Below are 24,341 nucleotides of genomic sequence, written 5' to 3'. Positions count from 1 at the left end.
TTTTTGTGTTTTTTTGGTATACTGTCCTCATGAGGCGGCATCGCATGGCGAGCTGTACTCACGCAATTGTATCTTTTAACAGGACACCTATTTACCGGATGTACCTTCATAACTGGATGTAACGGTTACGTTGGATTCTGCTCTGAGCCGTAAGGACCGAGACAGAAGGGACGATCGCGAGTGACTCTTTTTTGCCCTTCGGACCTTTTTAGCGGACCATGCTAAAGGGTTTTTTTGTTTGCGCGGATACCGCGTATTTTATGGAAAAGGGGAATGAGAGCGACATGGCAGACAAACACGCACTGAATATTGTCAAAATGAAAAAAATGAAAACGGACGGGGTGCCCCTGAGCATGCTGACCGCGTATGACTACCCTTCAGCCCTGCTGGCGGAGGAAGCCGGAATCGACCTGATTCTGGTCGGTGATTCCCTGGGGAATGTCGTGCTTGGTTATGACACCACGCTGCCGGTTACCATAGAGGATATGGTCTACCATACCCGGTCGGTGAAGCGCGGGGCGCCTAATACTTTTATAGTGGCTGATATGCCGTTCATGACCTACCACGGAAGCGTGGATGAGACCTTGCGCGGTGTGCGCAGACTGATGCAGGAAGGCCAGGCCCATGCGGTCAAAATGGAAGGCGGCCTTGAGATCTGCTCCGCAGTGTCGGCTGTAGTAGCAGCCGGAGTTCCGGTGCTCGGCCATATCGGCCTGACCCCGCAGTCGGTCAATATGATCGGCGGCTACCGGATTCAGGGGAAGGATGCCAAGGATGCGCAGCGGCTGATGGACGAAGCGAAGGCACTGGAAGCAGCCGGGGCATTCGGCATTGTACTGGAGCTGGTCACGGAGGAAGTGGCAGAAGCCATCTCCAAGGCTGTCAGCATACCGACCATCGGCATCGGTGCCGGGCGTTACTGTGACGGACAGGTTCTGGTATTTCATGATGTCCTGCGGTATGCCTCGCCTTACCGGGAGAAAAAGTTCGTCAAAACCTACGCCGATGTAGGCACTCTAATTCGTGAAGGCATCACCAGCTACGTTCAGGAAGTGAAGGACCGCTCGTTCCCTGCGGAAGAGCATGTCTTTAGCGCGGACGAGACCGTTCTGGAATCTTTATACGGCAATGCCGGCAAAGGAGTGAAATAAAATGAGAGTGATCCGAACGATTGCTGAACTGCGCGAAGCGCTCGAATATATGCGTCAAGGGGGCCATGGCCCTGTTGGTTTTGTGCCTACCATGGGATATTTGCATGAAGGACATGCCAGTCTGCTGCGTAAGGCAGGGGAGAAGAGCGGCACGGTGGTGATGAGTATTTTTGTCAATCCGCTGCAATTTGGCCCGAATGAGGATTTTGCTTCCTATCCGCGCGATGAGCAGCGTGATCTGGCGCTGGCTGAACGTGAAGGTGCGGACCTGGTGTTCATCCCAAGTGTAGAAGAGATGTATCCGCAGCCGATCCGTACAGGCGTATCGGTCTCCTCGCTTACGTCACAGCTCTGCGGCGCTTCGCGTCCGGGACATTTTGACGGAGTAACTACTGTGGTCAGCAAGCTGTTTCATATCGTGCAGCCGGATTACGCCTTCTTCGGACTGAAGGATGCCCAGCAGGTAGCGGTTCTCCGCCGGATGGTGTCTGACCTTAACATGAACGTGCATATTATCGCCTGTCCCATTGTGCGCGAGGAAGATGGGCTGGCGCTTAGCTCCCGCAATGTCTATCTGAGCAGCGAGGAGCGCAGACAGGCACTGGTATTGTCTCGTTCCCTGCGCGAGGTGCGCCAGGCTATGGAAGAGGGCAGCATTCGTACGGTAGATGAAGCACGGGCCCTGCTGGTCTCGGTCATTTCTGAATCGCCGCTTGCGGTCATTGATTATGCGGAGATTCTAACCTTCCCTGATCTGGAAGAGCTGGAAGGCGGCAGCAGGCTGACGGATGCGGGCGGAGAGGTTATAATGGCTCTGGCCGTGAAGTTCGGCAGAACCCGTCTCATTGATAATAATGTATTTATTCCTAAGGAGGCACACGCTCTTGTTTAGACATATGATGAAATCCAAGATCCACCGGGCAACGGTCACTGAAGCCAATCTCAATTATGTGGGCAGCATTACCATTGATGAAGATCTGATGGAAGCCGCAGACCTGCTGGAGAACGAGAAGGTGCAGATCGTGGACAATAATAACGGTTCCCGTCTGGAGACTTATGTCATTCCAGGTCCGCGCGGCAGCGGCGTCATTTGTCTGAACGGGGCAGCGGCGCGTCTGGTACAGCCTGGCGATACAGTGATTATTATATCCTACGCTGTCATGTCCTCCGAGGAGCTGGCGGCACACAAGCCGACTGTAGTGTTCGTTGATGCGGGCAACAAGCCGGTGAAGCTGGCGGATCATGAGATTCATGCGACGATTGCCTGAATTCTGAGCTTTGAGCCATGTAATCAATGGCAGGGATGAAGACCCCTGTACTTGCTGATAATGAAGTAAGGCAAGCTTAAGCTGACTTCATTATCAGTAAGGGTGGGATGTCCGGTGTTTCAACATTTATTTGCTGAGATGAACAAGATGCTCCAGGAGATCAAAGCCGACTATCCTACTGCGGAGGGTGCCCGCCGAAGCGATCTTTTATCCAAGTATAATATGCTCCACCGCATCAGTGATAATGTAATGGACGAATGGCTGGTCTTCGCCGAGAAGCTAAGCGAGTTCCGGGAACAGGCGGATTTTCAGGTTCAGCCGGAGGAGCTGCCGGAAGAGGAGGCCCCTGAGCTTGGGATGGATGCTTTTGTCAGGGGCCAGGGCTATTATAAGCTGCTGATGTACCGCAAGTGCATTGAACAGTTCAGGGAGGTTACGGCACAATATCCGGACAGCCTCGCTGCCCGCCTGTATCTGGCCATGGCTTATCTGCAGGAGGGAGAAGGCGATACCGCCTGGGGACATCTGAATCACATGCTGGGCCTGATCCGTGAGGTGAAGCTGAAGGCGATGATCTATAATGCTCTGGGCTGTATCCGGGCTTCCCAGGAACGCTTCAATGAAGCCAGTGAGCTGTTCAGCCTGTCGTTGCTGCATGATCCTGATCTGCCGGAGCCGAACGTGAATCTGGAGGTGTGCCGCAGACGGGGCGGGAAGCTGGAGTTTGGCCATCAGCTGGTTTCGCTTTTATAATTTATCCTCGGTTTCTTTAGGCGATGCGCCCCACTTCCCGGGGTGTGCATCGCCTTTTTTCGTAACTTCTGTTATGCTGATAAAGAGTCTCAAGTGAAAGGGAATAGAACTTATAATGAAATTTGCCGTGCTTGATTTTGAAACTACGGGAACCCAATCTGTGGGAGAGATCATCCAGGTTGGCCTTGCCATTATAGAAGAAGACGGGACGATCTCCCGGGTGTATGGTTCCTATGTCAAGCCCGGAGCGCCAATTCCTCCTTTTATTACGGGCCTGACCGGAATTACAGACAGCGATGTACAGGATGCGCCGGAGCTCGATGAGATGATGATGGAGCTGGTGCCGCTGCTGGATGATGTAGTCCTCGTCGGACACAATGTCGCGTTTGATTTTCATTTTTTGCAGAATGCGCTGGACCGCTGCGGCTACCTGCCGTTTCAGGGGCGGATTCTGGATACGATCGATTTTCTCAAAATATGCTTTCCCTCGCTGAGCACCTATCAGCTTGGCGCGGTAAGCAGCCACTTCGGCATTACGCATGACCGTCCCCATCAGGCGGACAGTGATGCGCTTGCCACGGCTATTGTGCTGCTCAAATGTCTGGAAGAGCTGCAGAGTCTGCCGCTGCTGACGATTCAGCGGCTGAATGAGCTGTTCGCGGACGAAGACAGTGATCTGGCCTGGTATTTCGACGGACTGCTGCGGGAGCGGGAGATGGAGACCTTTCAGCCGGAAGGTGAGCTGAGCTTCTACCGCCAGCTTGCGCTGGCTGTGGGGGACTGGGCAGAGCTGGCTACGCCACGGGAGGAAGGAAGCGTCAATCCGCTGGAGAATATTACCTTTGAAGAATATATGGATGAGGTAACCAAGCGGCTGAAGGCTGTTCTTCCCCAGTATGAGAGCCGAGAAGCCCAGGAGCTGATGATCCATGAGGTCATTACAGCGCTTGAGCAGGACAAGCATCTGCTGATTGAAGCGGGAACAGGCACAGGCAAATCGCTGGGTTATCTGCTTCCGGCCATCTACCATAGTGTGAAAAGCGATCAGAAGGTGATGGTCAGCACGCATACCATTAACCTTCAGGACCAGCTGCGGGAGCGGGATATTCCGCTCTTAACCAGCGTTGTGCCGTTCCCGTTCAAGGCCTCCATCTTTAAGGGAAGAGGGCACTATTTGTGTCTGCGCAAGTTCGAACATAGAATGAACAAAAAGGACTTTACGAGTCCAAGGGAAGAAGCGCTCACCGCTGCGCAAATGCTTGTCTGGCTGACTCAGACGACGACCGGCGATGATGAGGAGCTTAACTTAAGCGGACGGGGCGGCGATTTCTGGGAGACGGTGGCCAGTGATACCGACTCCTGCCTGGGACGCGCCTGTCCGTGGTTCCGCAAATGCTATTACCACCGGGCCAAGCATGAAGCCGGGATCTCCGATGTGGTGGTCACCAATCATTCCAAGCTGTTCGCAGATGTCAAAGCCGGGCATCAGCTTCTTCCGGCGTACGACCATCTTGTAATTGATGAAGCCCATCATCTGGAGGATATTGCCGGCAAGCATCTTGGCATGCAGATGAAATATTTCACATTCGCCCATACCCTCACCCGACTCTATAAGGATAGCCGGAGCGGGCAGCTGCCTGCCCTCCGCCAGAGTCTGCAGTCTTCGGGCAGTGAGCAGGCTTCCGAATGGAGCGGCGTGATCGACCGGATCTATCCCGATCTGCTGACGGTGAAGGAGTCCTGGGATGCGCTCAGCGACCGGCTCTTCAGCCTGCTGCCCGAGCGCAGCGATGCAGGGGCCGGTGAAGCAGGCCAGCTGGTGGCACGCCTGCAGCCGGGCAAGAAGCCGAAGGATTGGGAGGAGCTGGCTGCCCTTGAGAATACACTGAACCTCAGTCTGAGCGATATCATCCGCAAGGGCGACAAAATGCTCAGTGAGATGCGTGACACGGACAGCCAATCCTCCTCAGACAGTCTTGTGACCGATATCGGCGGGTTATTCAAGGATCTGGCATCCATTAGAGAGCAGATCCGCTTCTTCATGAGTCTGAACGATGAGAATATCGTGTATTGGCTGGAGGGAAGCGGTAATTATAAGGGCAAGTCGCTGCAAATGTATGCTGTTCCTGTAGATGTCAGCACCCAGCTCAGGGAGCTGTTCTTCGATAAGAAGAAGAGCATTATCCTGACCTCGGCCACCTTATCCGTGGATAAATCCTTCCAGTTCATGATTGATAACCTGGGTCTTGGCGAGGCTGCAGAGCAGCGGCGTCTGATGACTGCACTGCTTCCGTCGCCATTCAAGTATCGTGAGCAGGCTCTCCTGGTCATTCCGCGGGACTTCCCGAGCGTCAAGGGGAGTATTGGGGATGCCCGCTTTGTGGACACCCTCGTGCACTCCCTTGCTGAGACAGCTGTAACAACACGGGGGCGGATGCTGGTGCTGTTCACCTCCTACAAGATGCTGCGCCAGGTGTATGAACCGCTGAAGGAGGCACTTGCCTCACAGGATATCGCGGTACTCGGACAAGGTGTGGAAGGCGGCAGCCGGAGCAAGCTGATCCGCCGCTTCCAGGACAGCCCGGCTTCGGTCTTGCTGGGTACCAGCAGCTTCTGGGAAGGGGTGGATATCCCTGGAGAAGCATTGACCTGCCTGGCGATTGTCAGACTGCCGTTCCAGCCGCCGAATCACCCGCTGGCAGAAGCGAAGTCAGAGCTGCTTCAGGCACAGAAGAAGAATCCGTTCATGAAGCTGTCCGTGCCGCAGGCTGTCATCCGCTTCAAGCAGGGCTTCGGGCGGCTGGTCCGCACGGCGCAGGACCGGGGCATCGTAATTGTGTACGATACCAGAGTGATTGAATCGCATTACGGAAAGTACTTTCTGTACTCGCTCCCCGGTCCCAAGATGGAGCATATGCTCACCGAGCAGATGGTCCCGAGAATTGCCGAATGGCTGGATGACGGCGGGGTTTCCTAATTCATCTGCTATTGCTATTATTAATAAGTCATGATTATCCTGAAGATCCGTTCCCGCCTGTCCTGCCACTCCGGCAGGCGGCGGGGCACGGTTGCTATAATTGTACGGAATGAAGTGTAGGCTAACAAAACTTTTAAGGAGGAGAATACATGAAATCGGATAAAATATCGGAGGCCGTCGTGCGCAGGCTCCCAGTGTACCTGCGTTTCCTGAACGATCTCCAAAAACGTGAAATCTCCACAGTCTCTTCTCAGGAGCTGGGCCAGAAGCTTGACCTAAATCCCGCCCAGATCCGTAAGGATTTGGCTTATTTCGGTGATTTTGGCAGAAAAGGCATCGGCTATGATGTATCTTATCTGATTGAGAAGATCCGCCATATCCTGAAGCTTGACCAGCAAATTAATGTTGCACTGGTTGGAGCCGGTAACCTCGGTCATGCTTTGTCTAACTACAACGCTTACTTGAAGGATACGATGAAGATTACTGCCATCTTCGATGCCTACCCGCCGAAGGTGGGCCAGCAGATCAACTCGCTGGTTGTGCAGCCGATGGAGGAGCTAAGCAGTACCATCCGCTCGCAGGGCATCCGGATCGGGATTATTACCGTGCCTGACAGCGAAGCCCAGAACGTAGCCGATATTCTTGTGGATTCCGGTATCGAAGCGATTCTGAACTTCGCACCGGTTATTCTCAAGACGCCTGCCAATATCCGGATTCATGCCGCAGATTTCACCACAGATCTGCAGAGCTTGGCCTATTATTTGCATGATGGAAAGGATGAGGCTGAAGATGAGCAGTAAGATCACGATAATCAAGAATGGGCACTTCCTGGTTCCGGGCAGTGACAAGCCGGTACTGAGCGGGTACATGTCCCTGGAGAATGATCTGATTACTTACATAGGTGAAGCTGAGCCGGTAGTGGAGGATGGTGCACAGGTCATAGACGGCAGCCGTCTGCTGTTCATGCCGGGTCTGGTCAATACCCATGGGCATACGGCCATGTCACTGCTGCGCGGATACGGCGACGATATGGTGCTTCAGACTTGGCTGCAGGAGAAGATGTGGCCGATGGAAGAGAAATTCACTGGTGATGATGTATATTGGGGAACCTCGTTGTCTGTACTGGAAATGCTGAAGGGCGGCACAACCACCTTCCTCGATATGTATGATCATATGGACCGGGTAGCGGAAGTAACGGAGCAGTCCGGTATTCGTGCTGTGCTGATGCGCGGCGTAATTGGGCTGTGCCCGGAAGAGGTACAGCAAGCGAAGCTTGCTGAGGCGATTGCTTTTGCCCGTAACTGGCACGGCAAGGCTGACGGCAGAATTACGACCATGCTCTCACCGCACGCCCCGTACACCTGTCCTCCAGAGTTTTTCATGAAGTTTGTGCAGGCTGCCCATGATCTAGACCTGCCAATACACACCCATATGTCCGAGACGCGCCATGAAGTGGAACAGAACGTGGCCGACTACGGCCTGCGTCCGGTCGCGCATCTGGAGAAGCTCGGGATGTTCACCCGTCCTTCGCTCATTGCCCACGGGGTTCATCTGAACGATGAAGAGATCGGGATCCTGGCCCGCCATAACGTTGGCGTGTCGCATAACCCCGGTAGTAACCTGAAGCTGGCCAGCGGGGTAGCCCGTGTTCCTGAGCTGCTGAGAGCCGGGGTTAAGGTCTCTCTGGGGACAGACGGTGCGGCGAGCAACAACAATCTGGATATGTTCGAAGAGATGCGGCTGGCGGCTCTGATCCACAAGGGCGTAAGCGGTGATCCTACAGCGGTACCGGCTCCTGAGGCGCTTCTGATGGCTACGGAGTATGGGGCGCAGTCTATTTTCCTAAGCGGGGTGGGCCGGCTTGCAGCAGGAATGAAGGCCGACTTCATCGCACTTGATATTGACCAGCCTCATCTGCTGCCGCATACCGATCTGCTCTCCCATGCCGTATATTCGGCAAGTGCCAAGGATGTAGAGCATGTATGGGTGAACGGCCAGCAGGTTGTGAAGCATGGACAATGCCTGACACTTGATGAAGAAGCCATCCGCCGCAAAGCACAGGAGACGTTCGAGAGCCTGCTTAAACGGTAATTCAAGGGAACGGGAAAGGAAGCAGCGTGGTGAAGAAGAAGAGGAGAAAATGGATCTGGCTGGGGATTACCGTGGTGCTGCTCCTTCTGTTCGGACTAAGCCAGTTCTATGCCTACATTATGAAGGACCAGTGGAACGAGCGGAGTGAGGCCAAGGAGCTGGCCCGGGCGCGTGCCGGACTAACAGAGGTAACCAAGGCCCAGAAATCTGTCTGGAATGAGAATGAGATCTACTGGGTGCTGACCGGTAAAAATGAAGCAGGGACCGAGCTGATGGTGTGGGTCCGTTTCACCTTGGAGGGCAAGCCTGCCGGAGGCGACAACGACCTGTATGCTGAGGAACTGAGCAATGGCACCTCAGAAGAGAAAATGCGCGGAATCATAGCCGCCCAGCTGCCGGACATTACGATCGAACGGCTGCTGCCCGGTGTATACAACGGGGAATATGCCTGGCAGCTATTTTACAAAAAAGACGGGCGATTCTATTATAATTTTTACCGCTTCAAGGATGGCAGCGCCATCGGTGAGGGGTACAGTCTGCCGAACCGCTAGCGTCACTTTAAGCGGCCGGGCGTTCAGGCTTGAACTATATTTAGAAGCGGGAGATACAGTGATACTGTACTCCCGCTTTTTTGGCGTGTTATATACGAGTAGAGAACAGGCTAGAGCTGTTCATGGACTTGAGGGACACCAGGATCTGTGGCTTACTTAATAAAGGGGAGGCATTGATCGGAGCTGCTCCCTACTGCTCTGTTGTCAATATGTACATATACCAGTATATATAGATTGCAGTACCATTCATGTACATCGGGCTGTTTTCAACCGGGTTCAAGCGACATTGATCTGCTCATTGTCGTAGAGGACAAGCTGTCCGCAGAGGTCAATCATAGACTTGCCAGGCGTAGCGTAGCCTTTCATGACAGTCTGCCGAATAATTGCGGAATAGGAATATAGCGGTGCGGCAGTCGCCGAAGGCTATGAACCGCGCGAATTAACTGATTTTGCGGAATATATGATGGCTGAAATCAAGCGGACTCCAAACTGAAGATTGACCGGGTAAAAATGATAAGCGCATGAAACATCCAGAAATTAGTATCAAAAATTTTAAATATATTCACAACTTTATGTAAAATCGTATATACACCTATGATATACTACTACTTGTACTAAGACATGCTTAAGAGCATGTCAGTCTCGGATGGGCGCTAGACACGCTGGCTGGTCTTTATTGTAGAGTTATGCTCGGTCATTATTGAGAGGAGGACGTTTCTTGAAACTTCGTCTTGTGCCTGTACTGCTAACGTCTCTGCTGTCTGCTGCATTATTGTTTGGTGGCTGGTATTCTTACCGTACATTCGCGGTGCAGGAGCCGCTACAGAAGCTGGTATCATCCTACGAGGGAGTGAAGGATTCCCATATTACTATTAAACGCAATGAGGTCACTTTGAAACTGGATTTGCAGCCGGGCACGAAATTACGTGAACTGGTGCAGTATGTATCAAGAGAAGGCAGCACTGCTATTGACGGACGGACCCTGAAGCTGGATGTGGAACAGAAGCCGAGTGAACTGCTGGATGAGTATTGGGATAAAGCGATGTTCTCTGTAGCAGAAGCGATGGAGAGCCGGAAGTATACATTGATACCAGCCAAGCTGGACGGATTGAAGGAGCAGGACAGTAAGTACAGCGGGGTTACAGCTACCACAGAGATTGACGACAATAATGTATATGTAAGCCTGAGCAACGGCACAGAGAGCAAATTTATCATTCTGCCGCGTGCAGCAGCCAAGATGGGAGTGTGGAACAATGCCTAAGTACTGGAAAGAGGTTGTAGCCGGATTCGTTCCGGTCATGCTGATTTTTATGGCTTTTGTGGGGATCAATATCTTCCCTGTAATCATAGCACTGGGCATGGTTGCCGCGCTCCTGTTCATTGCCCATGCCCGCGGCGGTCTGACGGTTAATGCAGGTGCAGATAAGAAGCGCAAGAAGAACGGCCCCTCCAAGCTGACCTTTGAAGAGATCGGCGGACAGGACAATGCCAAGCAGGAGCTGCGTGAAGCGCTGGACTTCCTGATCCGGCATGAAGAAATCAGCAAGTTCGGGATTCGCCCGCTCAAGGGAATTCTGCTTACAGGTCCTCCGGGAACAGGAAAGACGCTGATGGCTAAGGCTGCGGCACATTATACGGGCTCCGTGTTTGTAGCTGCCTCGGGTAGTGAATTCGTTGAGATGTATGTCGGTGTGGGTGCGGGACGCGTACGCGATTTGTTCAAGGATGCCCGCACACGCGCACTCAAGGAGAATAAGCAAAGCGCCATTATTTTCATTGATGAAATCGACGTCATCGGCGGGAAGCGCGAAGGCGGACAACAGCGTGAATATGATCAGACCCTCAATCAGCTGCTGACGGAGATGGACGGAATTTATAACAACGATACCCCGCGCATTCTGCTGGTAGCCGCAACGAACCGCAAGGAGATGCTTGATTCTGCGCTGCTGCGCCCGGGGCGTTTTGACCGCCATATTCAGGTGGATATGCCTGACAAGAAGGGCCGCAAGTCGATTCTCGACCTGCATGCCAAGAACAAGCCGCTGCATGATACCGTGGATCTGGATAAAATCGCCGAAGAAGCTTACGGCTTCTCGGGTGCTCAGCTGGAGAGCGTGATGAACGAAGCCGCGATCTACATGATGCGCGAGAATCTGACCCTGGTAGAGCAGCGTCATCTGTCGATGGCGATCGACAAGGTCATGATGGGTGAGAAGACCGACCGTGAGACCAACCATGAAGAGAAGAAGCGGGTAGCGATCCATGAGCTTGGACATGCTATTATGGCTGAACTGCTGCGTCCCGGAAGCGTTAGCCAGGTCACACTGACCCCGCGCGGTCAGGCTCTAGGGTATGTCCGGCATAATCCGCAGACCGAGCAGTATCTGTACACGAAGGATTACCTGGAGAACCAGATCATGATTGCTCTTGGAGGAGCGGCTGCCGAAGAGATGTATTACGGCGGACGCAGTACCGGTTCCCGTGGAGACTTCGATCAGGCACTGAATATCGTGGAGACCATGATGAAGTCAGGGCTCACTTCGCTGGGTATTGCGAATCTGCAAATGGTTACCACCGAAGAATTAATGAAGGAAAACAGTAAAATACTGGATGATCTTATGATCCGCACAAATGACCTGCTGGACAAGCAGAGAAATATATTTGATTACTCCCTTGACATTTTAATGAAGGAAGAAGTCCTCTCCGGAGAGCAATTTCGTTGTCAATTTCGTGACAGTGTCCTTTTACCGGCATAATTCTTTATGCCGGTTATTTTTTTTTACTTTTCAGACATGCTAAGATATCATTATATGTCGGGCTACTTATTTTTTTCGACAGACAAGGTACAATACAGAAGTATAGATACCTGAAAGGATGGAGACTTTTACATGAATTTTAAGAAGATCGGTGTCATCGGCGGAGGCACAATGGGACAAGGGATTGCTGAAATGCTGGCAGCCAAAGGCCTGGATGTCATGCTGGTGGAAAAAACTGCAGAACGGCTGAACTACTCCTACGAAATGATCGAGACCAGTCTCGACAAGCAGCTGGAGAAATGGGCGATTACCCAGGCGGAGAAGAAGCTCATCCTGGCCCGTATCCAGAAGGTTACACACTTCGCTGAACTGAGCTCCTGCGATATGGTCATTGAGACCATCGTTGAAGATCTGGAAGCTAAGCAAAAGGTATTCAATCAGCTCGATCAGGTGTGTCCGAGCCACATTATTCTTGCCAGCAATACGTCAACGCTTAGCTTGACTGAGCTTGCAAGCTCTACAATGTATCCGGAACGCGTTATCGGCATGCACTTCATACACCCTGTAGGTAAGGTTGATCTGGTTGAAATCGTGCGCGGTCTGAAAACCTCGGACAGCACATTTGAAGATACTAAAGCCTTTGTCGATGAGATTGTTGAGAAAAAAGGCGTTATGATCTACGAATCCCCCGGATTTGTATCTTCACGCCTCATTTGCCTGTTCATCAACGAAGCTATGCATGTCCTGCAGGAAGGTGTCGCTTCTCCCGAAGATATTGACGACGCTATGCGCATCGGCTACCAGTTCCAGAACGGGCCGCTTGAAATGGCAGACCGCTTCGGTCTGGATTCTGTTCTTGCCGCACTTGAGAACATGTTCCGTGAATACGGCGAGCTCAAGTACCGTCCTTCGACAATCCTCAAGAAGATGGTGCGTGCAGGACAACTGGGTACGAAATCGGGCGAAGGCTTCTTCAAGTATGACAAGGATGGTGACCGTGTATGAATATCTTAGTAATTAACTCCGGCAGTTCCTCATTGAAATATCAGCTGTACAACATGACCGATGAATCTGTGCTCGCCAAGGGTCTGGTAGAACGTATCGGGATGGATTCCTCTATTCTGAACCACAAGCCAACCGGCAAACAGGAAGTAACTGAAGTCAGCGAAATTCTGGAACACAATACAGCGATCCGTAAAGTGCTTGCTTGTCTGACCGACAAGGAACATGGGGTTATTGGATCTACTGACGAGATCAATGCTGTGGGACACCGTGTAGTACACGGGGGGGAATTCTTCAAGGCTTCCGCTCTTGTGGATGCAGATGCGAAGACGAAGATCCGCCAGCTTTTCGACCTTGCGCCGCTGCATAATCCTGCTGCGATGATGGGGATTACCGCGTCTGAAATTAATATGCCGGGTGTGCCGCAGGTTGTGGTATTTGACACTGCTTTCCACCAGACCATGCCTGAAAGTTCTTATATGTATGCCATTCCTAGAGTGCTGTACAACAAATACAAAGTCCGCCGCTATGGTGCGCATGGTACTTCGCATGATTTCGTCAGCAAAGCTGCTGCTGAGTATCTGGACCGTCCGCTTGGCGACCTCAAAATTATCACCTGCCACATCGGTAACGGTGCCAGCGTAACTGCAGTTAACGGCGGCATTTCTGTTGACACTTCGATGGGGATGACTCCGCTTGAAGGTCTGATGATGGGTACACGCAGCGGTGACCTTGACCCGGCAATTGTTCCTTATGTAATGAATAAGGAAGAACTGTCTGTCGGTGAAGTGAACTCCATGCTGAACAAGCACAGCGGACTTCTGGCAATCTCTGGCGTGAGCAGTGACATGCGTGATATTATTGACGGTGCGGAGAAAGGCGAGCCTAACTCAACGCTTGCTTTTGAAATGTACGAGTACCGTTTGCGTAAATATATCGGTTCTTACGCAGCTGCCATGAACGGTGTAGACGTAATCGTGTTTACAGCCGGTGTGGGCGAGAATGCTTCCCTCCTGCGTGAAAAAGTACTGAACAATCTTACGTTCCTCGGAATTGAACTGGATGCAGAAGCCAACAAGGTTCGCTCCGGCGATCCGCGCCGCATCTCCACGGCAGACTCCAAGGTACAGGTACTTGTGGTTCCGACAAACGAAGAGCTTGTCATTGCACGCGATACTTACAGTATTGTGCAAGGAATTAACGGCTAAATTAGAGGAGAGATCTTAGGCATGGCTAACAAGAGTGTGATCAAGAACGTGAATGAGCATGTTGGAGAGAGTGTTGTCATCGGATGTTGGGTCAACAATAAGCGCTCCAGCGGTAAAATTCAGTTCCTGCAGCTTCGCGACGGTACCGGTTATATCCAGGGGGTTGTGGTGAAATCGGAAGTCCCTGAGCAGGTCTGGGATGATGCCAAGAGCCTCACCCAGGAAAGCTCGCTGTACGTGACCGGAATTATCCGCGAGGAGCCCCGCAGCCAGTCAGGCTTTGAAATGACGGTTACAGGAATCGAAGTCTTGCATATTACCGAGAATTACCCGATTACTCCCAAGGAGCATGGCGTCGATTTCCTGATGGATCACCGTCATCTCTGGCTGCGCTCCTCCAAGCAGCGGGCGGTAATGGTCATTCGTGCGGAGATTATCCGCGCGGTTCAGCAGTTCTTCAATGAGCGCGGCTTCACGAAGGTGGACCCGCCGATTCTGACCCCAACGTCAGCAGAAGGCACGACCAACCTGTTCCACACCAAGTATTTTGATGAAGACGCCTATCTGACCCAAAGCGGGCAGCTGTATATGGAAGCCGCAGCCATGGCGCTGGGACGCGTCTATTCGTTCGGCCCTACCTTCCGTGCAGAGAAATCCAAGACCCGCCGCCACCTGATCGAGTTCTGGATGATTGAGCCGGAAATGGCCTTCACCGATCATGAAGAGAGCTTATGCGTGCAGGAGGATTTCATCAGCTTTGTCGTGCAGTCCGTGCTTACGAATTACCGCGCCGAGCTGGAAGCAGTGGGCCGCGATGTCTCGAAGCTTGAGAACATCAAAGCACCATTCCCGCGTATCAGCTATGACGATGCGATTAAGTTCCTGAATGAAAAGGGCTACGAAATTGCCTGGGGCGATGATTTCGGGGCTCCTCATGAGACGGCGATTGCCGAGATGAGCGACAGACCGGTCTTCATTACCCACTATCCGGCTTCCTTCAAGGCTTTCTATATGAAGCCGCATCCTGAACGTCCTGAAGTGGTGCTGTGTGCGGATATGATCGCTCCTGAAGGCTACGGGGAGATCATCGGCGGATCACAGCGTATTGATGATCCGGCGCTGCTGGAAGCCCGCTTCAAGGAACATAACCTGTCGATGGACACCTACAAATGGTACATGGATCTGCGCACCTACGGCACGGTTCCACACTCTGGCTTCGGTCTGGGGCTGGAGCGAACAGTAGCCTGGATCTGCGGTTTGGACCATGTCCGTGAGACGATTGCCTTCCCTCGTACACTGTACCGTCTTTACCCTTAAGAATAGGGAAAGGGGGCTTAAGTATGGACGGAAAAGGTTGGAATACCTGGGGCGAGGGCGTAGCCTTCGGCCTGGAGAACGGAATGGCCGTCATTCCTTATGCACTCCTGAAATATTACCGGAAGCTGAATCTGACCGGCAGTGAATCCATGCTGCTGATTCACCTGCTCTCCTTCAGACAGGTAGAGGGGATTGATTTCCCTTCCCTGGAGGAGCTGCAGGCAGTAACCGGGCGCAGTATTCCGGTGATTGCCGGAGAGCTGCAGAAGCTCATGAAGGAGGGGTTCATCAGCATCGACGGAGAAAACGACGAGCTGAGGGACATCCATTATGAGCGCTATAACTTCTCCGGCCTGTACGCGAAGCTGGGAGCTTATCTGGCAGAACTCTCGCGGGAGAATGCCCAGGAGAAGCCCGGCCAGAGCGGGCGGGAGCCGGGGGCCCGGGCAGTGGCTCATCACTCCGGGGCTACCGCACCGGACGGCGGCTATGGCCGCCCGGCTGTGCCGGTTGACAAGGAGTCAGAAGACGGACGGAGTCTGTTCAGCATTTTCGAGAAGGAATTCGGACGTCCGCTGTCCCCCATGGAATGTGAATCTATTTCCGGTTGGGTGGATGAAGACCGCTATCCCGAGGAGCTGATTCTGCTCGCGCTGAAGGAGTCGGTCTTTGCAGGAAAGGTTCATTTCCGTTACATTGACCGCATTCTGCTGGAATGGGCCCGCAACCGGGTGAAGAATGCCCAGGATGTCAAAGCCTATTCCCAGAAATTCCGGGGCGGAGGCAGATGAGCGGAGCGAGTTAGTGATATACGCCGGTCCAGGGCAAGTCCCGGCCGGTTAAGGTGTCCCTTAAGTCATGTATGTGGCTTAAGGGGCACTTTTTTTTACTTTTGTTGCTAATGAGTTGGCCGAGAGTGGGCGGGGATCGGGGGTGAGGGGCTGAAGTGCCATTGAATTCAGCAAAAGTGGCTTGATGAGCAAAATGAAGGGTATAAATGCACTTGAAGCTGGCGGAATTATGCCTCACAACCCGCAAACAGCCCGCAGTCCCTTCATATGGAAGGGACTGCGGGCTGTTTGTAATGTGGAAAGTTATCAATAACTAGGCCGAAAAATTAGTGCAGCTCCTGCTCCAGAGCCGAGCCCATCTCGCGGGAACGTTCCGCACAGCGGTTGACGGCGGAAATGACGGTCTCGAAGAAATCGCCGCGCTCCAGCACTTCAATGGCCGCTTGAGTAGATCCATTCGGCGAGGTGACCTTTTTGCGCAGGGCGGCAGGCTCTTCACCGGTCTGCTGTACCATCCGGGCTGCGCCAAGCACGGTCTGGACGGTCAGCTCACGGCTCTGCGCAAGCGGCAGCCCTCCGCGGATACCGGCAGCGATCATCGCTTCCATCATGTAATAGATGTAAGCCGGTCCGCTGCCGGAGATCCCTGTTAAGGTCTCCATCCGTTCTTCGTCAATGACCGCCGTCAGGCCGATCGCTTCGAAGATGTTAAGCGCTGTACGGCGGCTGTCTTCGCCAACCTCCTTGGAGAAGGCAATCCCGGTAGCACCAAGGCCGATGGAGCTAGAGGTGTTCGGCATGGTGCGAACCACAGGCTGCGGATTACCCAGTAAGCCTTGCATCGTACGGATGGTCAACCCGGCAATGACGGAGATGACGAGCTGATCCGGCGACAGCAGCGGTCCGAGTGAACGGAGCGCTTCAGCAGCGTCTTTGGGCTTCATGGCTAGAACGATGACCGGCGCAGTGCGCAGAGCCTCGAGCTTGGACTCGGGAGCATTATAGCCGAGCACGCCGTACCGGCTGCGGAGCTCAGCCAGGCGCTCGCTGCTGCTGCGGTTCAGCATAATAATTCGGCCCGATTCCACTACATTCCGGGCGATCAATCCCCGCACAATGGCCTCAGCCATCGAGCCTGCGCCGTAAAAAACGATATTATGATTGATGAGCGGAATTGCTGGTTGCTGGCACATGGCTGGCAGTCCCCCTATAAGTTGAGTGAGTTAACCCCTGATTTGGCCGGAGCCGTGAATCATATATTTGCTTGAAGTCAATGCAGGCAGTCCCATTGGCCCGCGGGCATGGAGCTTCTGGGTGCTGATGCCGATCTCGGCACCGAAGCCGAACTCAAAGCCGTCCGTGAACCGGGTAGATGCATTGTGATATACCGCTGCAGCGTCAATCTCCTGCAGGAAGCGTGCAGCATTCGCCGCGTCTTCAGTTACAATACATTCGGAATGCTTGGTGCCGAATTCCGCGATATGTCCGAGAGCCTCTTCCAGGGTGTCAACGATACGAATATTTAGAATATAATCGTTGTATTCTGTAGCGAAGTCCTCTGGTGTGGCAGGCACAGCCCAAGGGATAAGAGCAACGGTATCCTGGCAGCCGCGCAGCTCCACACGGGCCTCGCGGAAGGCTTCGGCAAGTGCGGCGAGGTGTTCTTCGGCGTAAGCACGGTGAACCAGCAGTGTCTCCATTGAATTGCAGACCGAAGGCCGCTGGGCCTTCGCATTCACGCTAATACGCCGGGCCATTTCCGGATTGGCACTTGCATCCAGATAAGTATGGCATATGCCTGCTCCTGTTTCAATAACCGGTACGGTGGCGTTCAGAACCACATTCTGAATCAGAGAGCTTCCTCCGCGCGGGATGATCACATCCAGCAGTCCGTTCAGCTTCAGCATTTCATCCACGGAGGAACGGTTAGGATCTTCGATCAGCTGCAAGGCATCCGGCGGAAGGGCGGTGCCTGCAAGTGCGCGGTGCAGCACCTCGGCAATGGCACGGTTGGAGGAGAGGGCGGAGGAGCCGCCGCGCAGCACCACGGCATTGCCGGTCTTAAGGCACAGTCCGGCAGCGTCAACGGTGACGTTGGGGCGTGCTTCATAGATAATGCCGATGACTCCAAGCGGAACCCTTACCTTCTCAATGTGCAGGCCGTTTGGCCGTTCGATCGTCTCCAGATTGTCTCCAACCGGATCAGGCAGAACGGCAATCTGCTGCAAGCCTTCGGCTATGCTGTCAATCCGTCCCGCATCCAAGGCCAGCCGGTCGAGCATCGACTCCGGTGTTCCGTTCAACCGGCCGCGCTCCAGGTCTTCGGCGTTGGCGGCAATAATGTAATCAGCTTCGGCACGCAGGGCGGCAGCCATCACCAGCAGGGCTTCATTCTTCTGGGCGGTAGTCAGGCTTGCGAGTACCCCTGTGGTTGCTTTGGCCAGCGTTGTCTTGTTAACCACTTCACTCATGGCAATTCCTCCTCAAAAAAATTATGTTGGCATATGGATATACAATAGGTTGTGCAAGATTAACGCAGTGTGATCCATTCGTCCCGGTGGATCACCTCCAGCCGGTGCACTTCACCGAGCTTGGGCACAATCTCGCGGCTCGGAAGCCCCTGAATGCTGCGGAGCTGGCTATCATCATAATTGACGATGCCCCGCCCAAGCAGCTTCGCATCCGGGCCGAGCACTTCGACGACATCCCCTGAATGGAAGCTTCCCTCAATCCGTCTAACCCCGACCGGCAGCAGGCTATGGCCCCCGTGGAGCAGCGCTTCAACAGCACCGTCATCGACATACAGTGATCCGAGCGGGGTAGACATGAAGCCCAGCCACTGTTTTTTGACCGGCAGAGAGGAGAGTGTGGTGGCAAAATAAGTGCCCTTGCCCGTCCCTGCTGCGGCCTGTGATAAATCCCCTGGCTCCTTAACCTGGCCCACGAAGACCGGAACGCCGCCCCGCGTGGCGATCTTGGCCGCGTCGATCTTGGAGCGCATGCCGCCGGTGCCCACGCTTGAGCCCGCACCGCCTGCAATGGCATAGATCTCAGGCGTAATCTCTTCTATGTGCTCATACCGCACAGCATCCGGGTGCTTGCGGGGATCGCCGCTGTAGACGCCGTCCATATCGGTCAGCACCAGCAGGTGCGAGGCCTTCAGCAGATTGGCAACCAGCGCCGATAAGGTATCGTTGTCACCGAACTTCAGCTCATCCACCGATACAGTATCGTTCTCGTTGAACACGGGCACGGCGCCTTGGCGGAGCAATTCTTCAACCGTCATCATGGCGTTGTTCATGGCCCGGCGGCTGCAGAAGTCCGTACGGGTCAGGAGAATCTGAGCAGTGGGTACACCGTGGCCTGCGAAGGCCTCCTGATAAGCCTGCATCAGCATAACCTGTCCTACCGCCGCCGCCGCCTGCTTCTCATGCAGCAGCCTTGGGCGGGAAGCATAGCCGATGCCCCGGAAGCCGGCTGCGACCGCCCCGGAGGTGACCAGCAGCACTTCACAGCCGTCCTTGCGGAGCGCTGCAATCTCGGCGGCGAAGAAGGCGACCGCCTCACGATTAAGGCCGCCTTCGGGACCTGTGAGTGAGCTGCTGCCGATTTTGACCACAATTCTTGACGTCATTGTCCTTCACTTTCCTCTCGAATTGATATGCCTGTAACACCCGGAAATGACAAAAAGCCCCCATCCTTAGACTTAGCAAAGGACGAAAGCTTGATTAACTTCCGCGGTACCACCTTCATTGATGAGGGTTCATCCGACTTCATTCTCATAACGGGAGTATCCGTCCTGCATGGCAGGCCGCTCAGGGGTAGGATTCAGAATGACCTTCGCGGTAAATTCTCCCAGCCTTCAGGAATTTACTCTCTGCACACGAATATACGTCCATTCTTACTGGTCCCGTCAGCACGTTTCACTATTTGTCATTTAGAATACCATGGGGAAGCAGGGTTTGCAAAGAGCTCTGGACGAATATTTTTCTGCTGGGGCAGGGAGCGGATTTCCTGGTTGTCCTTCAGGGGAACGGGTAAAGTATTTATAATCAGTTACCAGGAGGTGGATTGAATTGAGTAAGAAGACTAATGTCCGACAGGAACAGAATCAGAATTCCAAAGAAGCCGCCGAATTTCAAAACAAAGCGATCCGAGAATTTGTCGAGGAAAAAGCCGGAGATTCCCGCACAAAAGGACCGGTTGACGAGAGTACTACCCGTATGCCCGATGACCAGAACCGTATGATCACGCAGTATAATTTGCGCAAATAAATAATTGCTTCTGCCAAAATACAGCAAATGCCCATCCGGCCTCATGATAAGAGCTGGATGGGCATTTGGTTCCGGCGGCTTATTCGCCTGCCAGTCCGGCGACCGTTGTCTGGAAGGTTTCAATGAAAGCTTCCGCAGCACGGGACAAATAGCGTCCGCGCCGGTAAGCGACAACCAGAGTACGGCTGGGTACCGGTTCAGCCAAAGGCAGGTAGACAGGCACGAATTCACTCCGCGGTGCCCGTGCAATGAAATGTGGCACGAGCGTTACGCCCATTCCGGTGGCTACAAGCGATTGGACGGTCTCCATATTGTTGCTCTCGAAGACAATCCGCGGCTCAAATCCGGCTCCACGGCATAGCTCCACCGTCATTTTGCGGAAGCCCTGTCCTTCTTTGAGCACGATGAACGGTTCATCCTTAAGCTCGGTCAGCGAAGTTCGTGTACCCAGCAGCATCCGCGCCGCCAGCGGATGCTCAGGCGGGACTGCCAGGTCGATCCGTTCCTCTCCAAGAACCTCATGAGCTAGAGTCGGAATCTCCAGTGGCAGGGATAGCAGGCTGAGATCTGTCTGGCCGCTGGCTGTCAGCTTCTCAAGATTCATGGAGGAGTCCTCCAGCAGCGTGATTTCAATCTCGGGGTATTTGCGTTTGAAGGCAGGCAGCACATGCGGCAGCAGATGCGCACCGGTGATCGGCATGCTGCCAACCACAACCCGTCCGGTGCGCAGCTGGGATATATCCGACATCTCCTGGCGCAGCAGTTCTACGGCATCAATGATGGTCTGAGCCTGCTCGACGAATTTCTTACCGGCATGAGTCAGCTCAACTGAACTGGTATTGCGCTGGAAAAGAAGGACACCCAGTTCTTTTTCCAGTTTGGAGAGTTGCTGGCTGAGTGAAGGCTGAGCGATATGCAGCTTGTCTGCTGCCCGGGAAAAATTACGCTCAGCCGCAATTTGCAGGACATATTGCAGTTGACGCAGTTCCATTTCAAACCTCCTTACAGGTTAGGTACCATCAATAGTAATCCGCTTTCTTATAAGTATATCCTATAAATCGGTCTGATTACATCGGTTTTTACAAGGGTTGCAGTAGCTGTCATATTGGGGAAATGATTTAAATTTGGCATAACCAACCATTGGGTGAGAGAAAAGCACCATTCGGTCGAGGAATATGGCATATTTCTACATTTATGTTTATTATGAGTGTATTGAAAGAAAATGATTGTCTTATAGATAATAATAATGTTAAAAAAGTAAAATAATACACAAATCGAAGGGATAAAACTAAATGTATTACTGGATAAAGTGCTTACAGTACTTAAACGGTTCTAGTCGACTCAGATATTTGGATTTTACACTTCAACAAATAAAATGCATAATATTTGTTTTAATTTATAGTGTTTCGTCAATTATATTTCCAAGTTACATAAGTAAAATAGTTGACTTAGGAATAAGCAATAGGAACATTGGAGATATTGCCAATTACACTATTACTATGCTGATTGTAGGATGTACGATGGTTGCTTTCCAATATTTATATCAAGTTAGCTTCTATAAATTTTCACAACGCTTTGTTTCTGAAATAAAAGAAATGGTTTTTGAAAAATTAATGAATACCAATGTAGCTTTTTGGAGCAAGCATAAGGTTGGAGACATGTTTACAGTTTTAGAAGAAGACATCTCATCAATAGAAAGCCTTTTCACAAAATCAATAAGCGGAATTTTATCCAATACATTAATTGCAGTAGGCATTTCCGCATATTTAATCTACATAGATAAAACTATTGGAATCATTTTAATATTGCTTACTTTTTCATTTGCTTTAATTCAAAAAAAATACGGTAAAAAAATTGAAGCATATGTGGTGCCATTAAGAGAAGAAATTGCAGATTTCTCATCCTATACAAATGAAATACTAAATAATGTGAATCATATTGAAATGGCAGGTGAAGTAAAACGTGCTTATTGTGGTTACTGCAAGAAGAACCGGTCTGTAGTAGAAAAAGCAATAAAACAATTAAGAATGATTACTGTGTTGTTTAGTATTGTTTCAAGTTATAGCGTAATCATTATTTTTGTAGTGCTGCTCATGGGGGCGCAAAGAGTATTATCAGGGACGATGACAGTAGGTGTTTTATTCAGTTTAATCATTTATGTACAAAGAATGTTTGGCCCAATAAATTCGATTGGTAGTGAGTATATATCTTTCAAAAAAAACATTCCTATTTTTAGACGGATATTTGAAGTTTTGGATAATAAAGAGGTTATTCAAGAAGGAAATTACACCCCTGACCTCGATCTATCAGGCAAGATTAGTGTGAATAGAATTGATTTTAGCTATGAAGAATCCAATCAAATATTGAAAGGGTTATCATTGGAGGTCCAACCGGGTGAAGTAGTAGGAATCGTAGGCAAAAATGGATGCGGGAAGACAACCTTAATGAAACTCTTTACGAAGCTCTGTGTACCTCAAAAAGGGGAAATTCTAATAGATGAAGTGATTATTGGAGATTACCAAACGGATTATCTGCATCATCAAGTCGGTTGCTTATTACAAAGTGAATTTATATTAAGCGGTTCTTTAAGGGATGTTCTGGATACTAAAAATCGCTATAGTGATCATGAGATTATTGAGACGATGAAGGAATTTTGCTTAGCAATAAAGGATTTTCCTGATGGGCTCGATACAATGATTAAAGAAAATTCATTAAATCTTTCGGGTGGACAAGTACAAAAGATAGCGTTAATACGCCTCTTCCTTCAGAATAAATCTATATACTTGTTAGATGAACCCACTTCAGCTATGGACATTGAAGCAGAAAAGGTAATCTGCAATGTGATTAGAAGAAAACTAGAAGGAAAAACAGCATTAATTATTACACATAGAGAGCAAATCTTAAATATATGTGATAGAAAAATAATGCTAGCGGAGGAACAAGAAAATGAACAGGAATATTATGTTAGGTCAGTTTACTAAAGTTTTGACTCATGGAAACAAAGTGATTTTAGGGAATCGAAGGAATGGAAAATGGATGAAAATGAGTCAGGAATGTTATGAAATACTTAAACTTGCCATGCAGGAAAGCGCAACGACTAATGAACTGATTGAAGCGTTTGAAGACCAGGAAGATAAGGAATACTTCTTCGAGCTGTTGCAACTTTTGTACAAAGAAAATTTGCTGGCCGATACGGAAGAGATGTTACTGTTCGATAAAAATTTCAGTGTTGATATAGCAATTACCAACAGATGTAATCTCAGATGCAAACATTGCTGCGTGGATTCTGACTTAACAAATTTGAGCGATCCGTTGGACACGGATGTTCTAAAAACGGTTTTGAATAAAGTGGTTAAATCAAAACCCAAGAGTATTTGCTTAACGGGTGGAGAACCTTTAATTAGGAAGGATTTTTTTGAGATTCTATCTCACCTGAATGATATTTACGATGGTGAAATCAGAGTAATGACGAATGGGACATTAATTAATAGTGAAAATGTGAAACAACTAGTGGCGCATGTATCAGCAATAGATTTTAGTATTGATGGTGTTAATGAAGACACATGTTCAACAATACGTGGAAAAGGAGTTTTTAACAAGGTCTTGCATTCGGTTGAATTATTAAAAAATCACCATTTCGATAAAATTTCATTATCAATGGTCTTGACTAAGGAGAACTATGTATTACGCAATCAATTTGAGGAATTAAATAAAGAATTAGGAACCCGTGGCATTGCAAGGGCTTTTAGCCCAATTGGAAGAGGAAAAGATAATAAAGATTCATTGCAGCCTAAAGAAAAAGAAGTTCAAATTGAAGAAATAAGAATGATGAATCTTGACATTGATGATGTTCATATTTGTCTCTGTGGGGGGTTATTTAAAGAGATTTATATAAATAGTAAAGGACAGATATATCCTTGCGGTTTATTGGAGAGAGATAAATATTATGTAGGCAATATATTGGAGATAGAAGATTTAAGCAGTTTTCTGGGGAGTGGTGAATTTAAAAAATATGATGGATATCAAAATTGGGAGTATTTACAGCCTGATAAACATGAAAAGTGTAAAGATTGTGATGTTAATTTATTTTGCTGGAATTGCTTGCATTACTTAGATCTTATAGAGAGCAATGATGGTTTTTATGAAAGTGTTTGTCCAGAACTGAAACGTAACTTCCAAAGGATTGTATGGGAGGATTGAGC

21 protein-coding genes are annotated in these 24,341 nt (G+C 50.8%); 17 read left to right on the top strand and 4 right to left on the bottom strand.

Features of this window, described 5'->3' with window-relative positions; translation table 11 throughout:
* The first annotated feature begins 284 nt into the window (after window positions 1-284).
* From panB to NST26_RS20500, 14 genes are all read left to right on the top strand, one after another.
* Window positions 285-1,151 (top strand): 3-methyl-2-oxobutanoate hydroxymethyltransferase, encoded by an 867-nt coding sequence (gene panB / locus NST26_RS20565; RefSeq protein ID WP_340951681.1) that lies wholly within the window; start codon window positions 285-287, stop codon window positions 1,149-1,151.
* A 1-nt stretch (window position 1,152) separates the two neighbouring features.
* Window positions 1,153-2,043, top strand: a complete 891-nt coding sequence (gene panC, locus NST26_RS20560) for a pantoate--beta-alanine ligase (protein WP_340951684.1) — start codon at window positions 1,153-1,155, stop codon at window positions 2,041-2,043.
* Window positions 2,036-2,419 carry an aspartate 1-decarboxylase gene (panD, locus tag NST26_RS20555; protein ID WP_036727238.1) on the top strand — a complete coding sequence of 128 codons (384 nt, stop codon included), beginning with the start codon at window positions 2,036-2,038 and terminating at the stop codon, window positions 2,417-2,419. The genes panC and panD overlap by 8 nt, the downstream gene beginning before the upstream one ends.
* Window positions 2,420-2,533: 114 nt before the next feature.
* Window positions 2,534-3,172 (top strand): tetratricopeptide repeat protein, encoded by a 639-nt coding sequence (locus NST26_RS20550; RefSeq protein ID WP_036727236.1) that lies wholly within the window; start codon window positions 2,534-2,536, stop codon window positions 3,170-3,172.
* A gap of 115 nt (window positions 3,173-3,287) precedes the next feature.
* On the top strand, window positions 3,288-6,149 hold the full coding sequence (gene dinG / locus NST26_RS20545) for an ATP-dependent DNA helicase DinG (RefSeq protein WP_340951687.1): 2,862 nt from the start codon (window positions 3,288-3,290) through the stop codon (window positions 6,147-6,149).
* A gap of 149 nt (window positions 6,150-6,298) precedes the next feature.
* Window positions 6,299-6,949 carry a redox-sensing transcriptional repressor Rex gene (locus tag NST26_RS20540; protein ID WP_036698060.1) on the top strand — a complete coding sequence of 217 codons (651 nt, stop codon included), beginning with the start codon at window positions 6,299-6,301 and terminating at the stop codon, window positions 6,947-6,949.
* A complete protein-coding gene (locus NST26_RS20535; RefSeq protein ID WP_340951689.1) occupies window positions 6,939-8,240 on the top strand; it encodes an amidohydrolase in 1,302 nt (433 codons plus the stop codon). The genes NST26_RS20540 and NST26_RS20535 overlap by 11 nt, the downstream gene beginning before the upstream one ends.
* Before the next feature lie 29 nt (window positions 8,241-8,269).
* Window positions 8,270-8,791, top strand: coding sequence for a cell wall elongation regulator TseB-like domain-containing protein (locus NST26_RS20530; protein WP_076079203.1), 522 nt, complete (start codon window positions 8,270-8,272; stop codon window positions 8,789-8,791).
* A gap of 718 nt (window positions 8,792-9,509) precedes the next feature.
* Complete coding sequence (locus NST26_RS20525; RefSeq protein WP_340979718.1) at window positions 9,510-10,052, top strand: hypothetical protein; 543 nt, start codon at window positions 9,510-9,512, stop codon at window positions 10,050-10,052.
* Window positions 10,045-11,547: an AAA family ATPase gene (locus tag NST26_RS20520; RefSeq protein WP_036727224.1), complete on the top strand. Its 1,503-nt coding sequence runs from the start codon at window positions 10,045-10,047 to the stop codon at window positions 11,545-11,547. The genes NST26_RS20525 and NST26_RS20520 overlap by 8 nt, the downstream gene beginning before the upstream one ends.
* 132 nt (window positions 11,548-11,679) lie before the next feature.
* Entirely contained in the window at window positions 11,680-12,552 is an 873-nt protein-coding gene (locus NST26_RS20515) for a 3-hydroxyacyl-CoA dehydrogenase family protein (RefSeq protein WP_173128977.1), read from the top strand.
* Window positions 12,549-13,757 (top strand): acetate/propionate family kinase, encoded by a 1,209-nt coding sequence (locus NST26_RS20510; protein WP_036727221.1) that lies wholly within the window; start codon window positions 12,549-12,551, stop codon window positions 13,755-13,757. The genes NST26_RS20515 and NST26_RS20510 overlap by 4 nt, the downstream gene beginning before the upstream one ends.
* A gap of 21 nt (window positions 13,758-13,778) precedes the next feature.
* On the top strand, window positions 13,779-15,074 hold the full coding sequence (asnS, locus tag NST26_RS20505; protein WP_340979717.1) for an asparagine--tRNA ligase: 1,296 nt from the start codon (window positions 13,779-13,781) through the stop codon (window positions 15,072-15,074).
* Between the two features lie 23 nt (window positions 15,075-15,097).
* Window positions 15,098-15,865 (top strand): DnaD domain-containing protein, encoded by a 768-nt coding sequence (locus NST26_RS20500; RefSeq protein WP_340979716.1) that lies wholly within the window; start codon window positions 15,098-15,100, stop codon window positions 15,863-15,865.
* A 326-nt stretch (window positions 15,866-16,191) separates the two neighbouring features.
* On the opposite strand, the gene proC is transcribed toward NST26_RS20500, so the two are convergent.
* From proC to proB, 3 genes are read right to left on the bottom strand one after another with little or no spacing between them, the layout of a single operon-like run.
* On the bottom strand, window positions 16,192-17,058 hold the full coding sequence (gene proC, locus NST26_RS20495; RefSeq protein ID WP_036727214.1) for a pyrroline-5-carboxylate reductase: 867 nt from the start codon (window positions 17,056-17,058) through the stop codon (window positions 16,192-16,194).
* A 30-nt stretch (window positions 17,059-17,088) separates the two neighbouring features.
* A complete protein-coding gene (locus tag NST26_RS20490; RefSeq protein ID WP_036727212.1) occupies window positions 17,089-18,336 on the bottom strand; it encodes a glutamate-5-semialdehyde dehydrogenase in 1,248 nt (415 codons plus the stop codon).
* 59 nt (window positions 18,337-18,395) lie between these two features.
* Window positions 18,396-19,499 (bottom strand): glutamate 5-kinase, encoded by a 1,104-nt coding sequence (proB, locus tag NST26_RS20485; RefSeq protein ID WP_340979715.1) that lies wholly within the window; start codon window positions 19,497-19,499, stop codon window positions 18,396-18,398.
* 442 nt (window positions 19,500-19,941) lie between these two features.
* Here proB and NST26_RS20480 point away from each other — a divergent pair, with 442 nt between their 5' ends.
* Window positions 19,942-20,139 carry a hypothetical protein gene (locus NST26_RS20480; protein WP_340979714.1) on the top strand — a complete coding sequence of 66 codons (198 nt, stop codon included), beginning with the start codon at window positions 19,942-19,944 and terminating at the stop codon, window positions 20,137-20,139.
* 79 nt (window positions 20,140-20,218) lie between these two features.
* Here the strand turns inward: NST26_RS20480 and NST26_RS20475 are convergent, their stop codons facing one another.
* Window positions 20,219-21,130, bottom strand: a complete 912-nt coding sequence (locus tag NST26_RS20475; RefSeq protein WP_036727207.1) for a LysR family transcriptional regulator — start codon at window positions 21,128-21,130, stop codon at window positions 20,219-20,221.
* A gap of 301 nt (window positions 21,131-21,431) precedes the next feature.
* Between NST26_RS20475 and NST26_RS20470 the strand changes: the two genes are divergently transcribed.
* Together NST26_RS20470 and NST26_RS20465 are read left to right on the top strand one after the other, a co-directional pair.
* The gene (locus NST26_RS20470; protein ID WP_339249258.1) at window positions 21,432-23,120 is read left to right on the top strand and encodes an ABC transporter ATP-binding protein; all 1,689 of its coding nucleotides are present in this window, start codon (window positions 21,432-21,434) and stop codon (window positions 23,118-23,120) included.
* Entirely contained in the window at window positions 23,086-24,339 is a 1,254-nt protein-coding gene (locus tag NST26_RS20465) for a radical SAM/SPASM domain-containing protein (RefSeq protein WP_339249256.1), read from the top strand. Before NST26_RS20470 ends, NST26_RS20465 begins: the two co-directional genes overlap by 35 nt.
* Window positions 24,340-24,341: the final 2 nt, after the last annotated feature.

Origin of the sequence: Paenibacillus sp. FSL R7-0128 (assembly GCF_038002245.1) — a bacterium.
Classification (GTDB): domain Bacteria; phylum Bacillota; class Bacilli; order Paenibacillales; family Paenibacillaceae; genus Paenibacillus_AQ; species Paenibacillus_AQ silagei.
The sequence above is the reverse complement of the archived record's forward strand: the minus strand, read 5'-3'. Positions and strand labels throughout refer to the sequence as shown.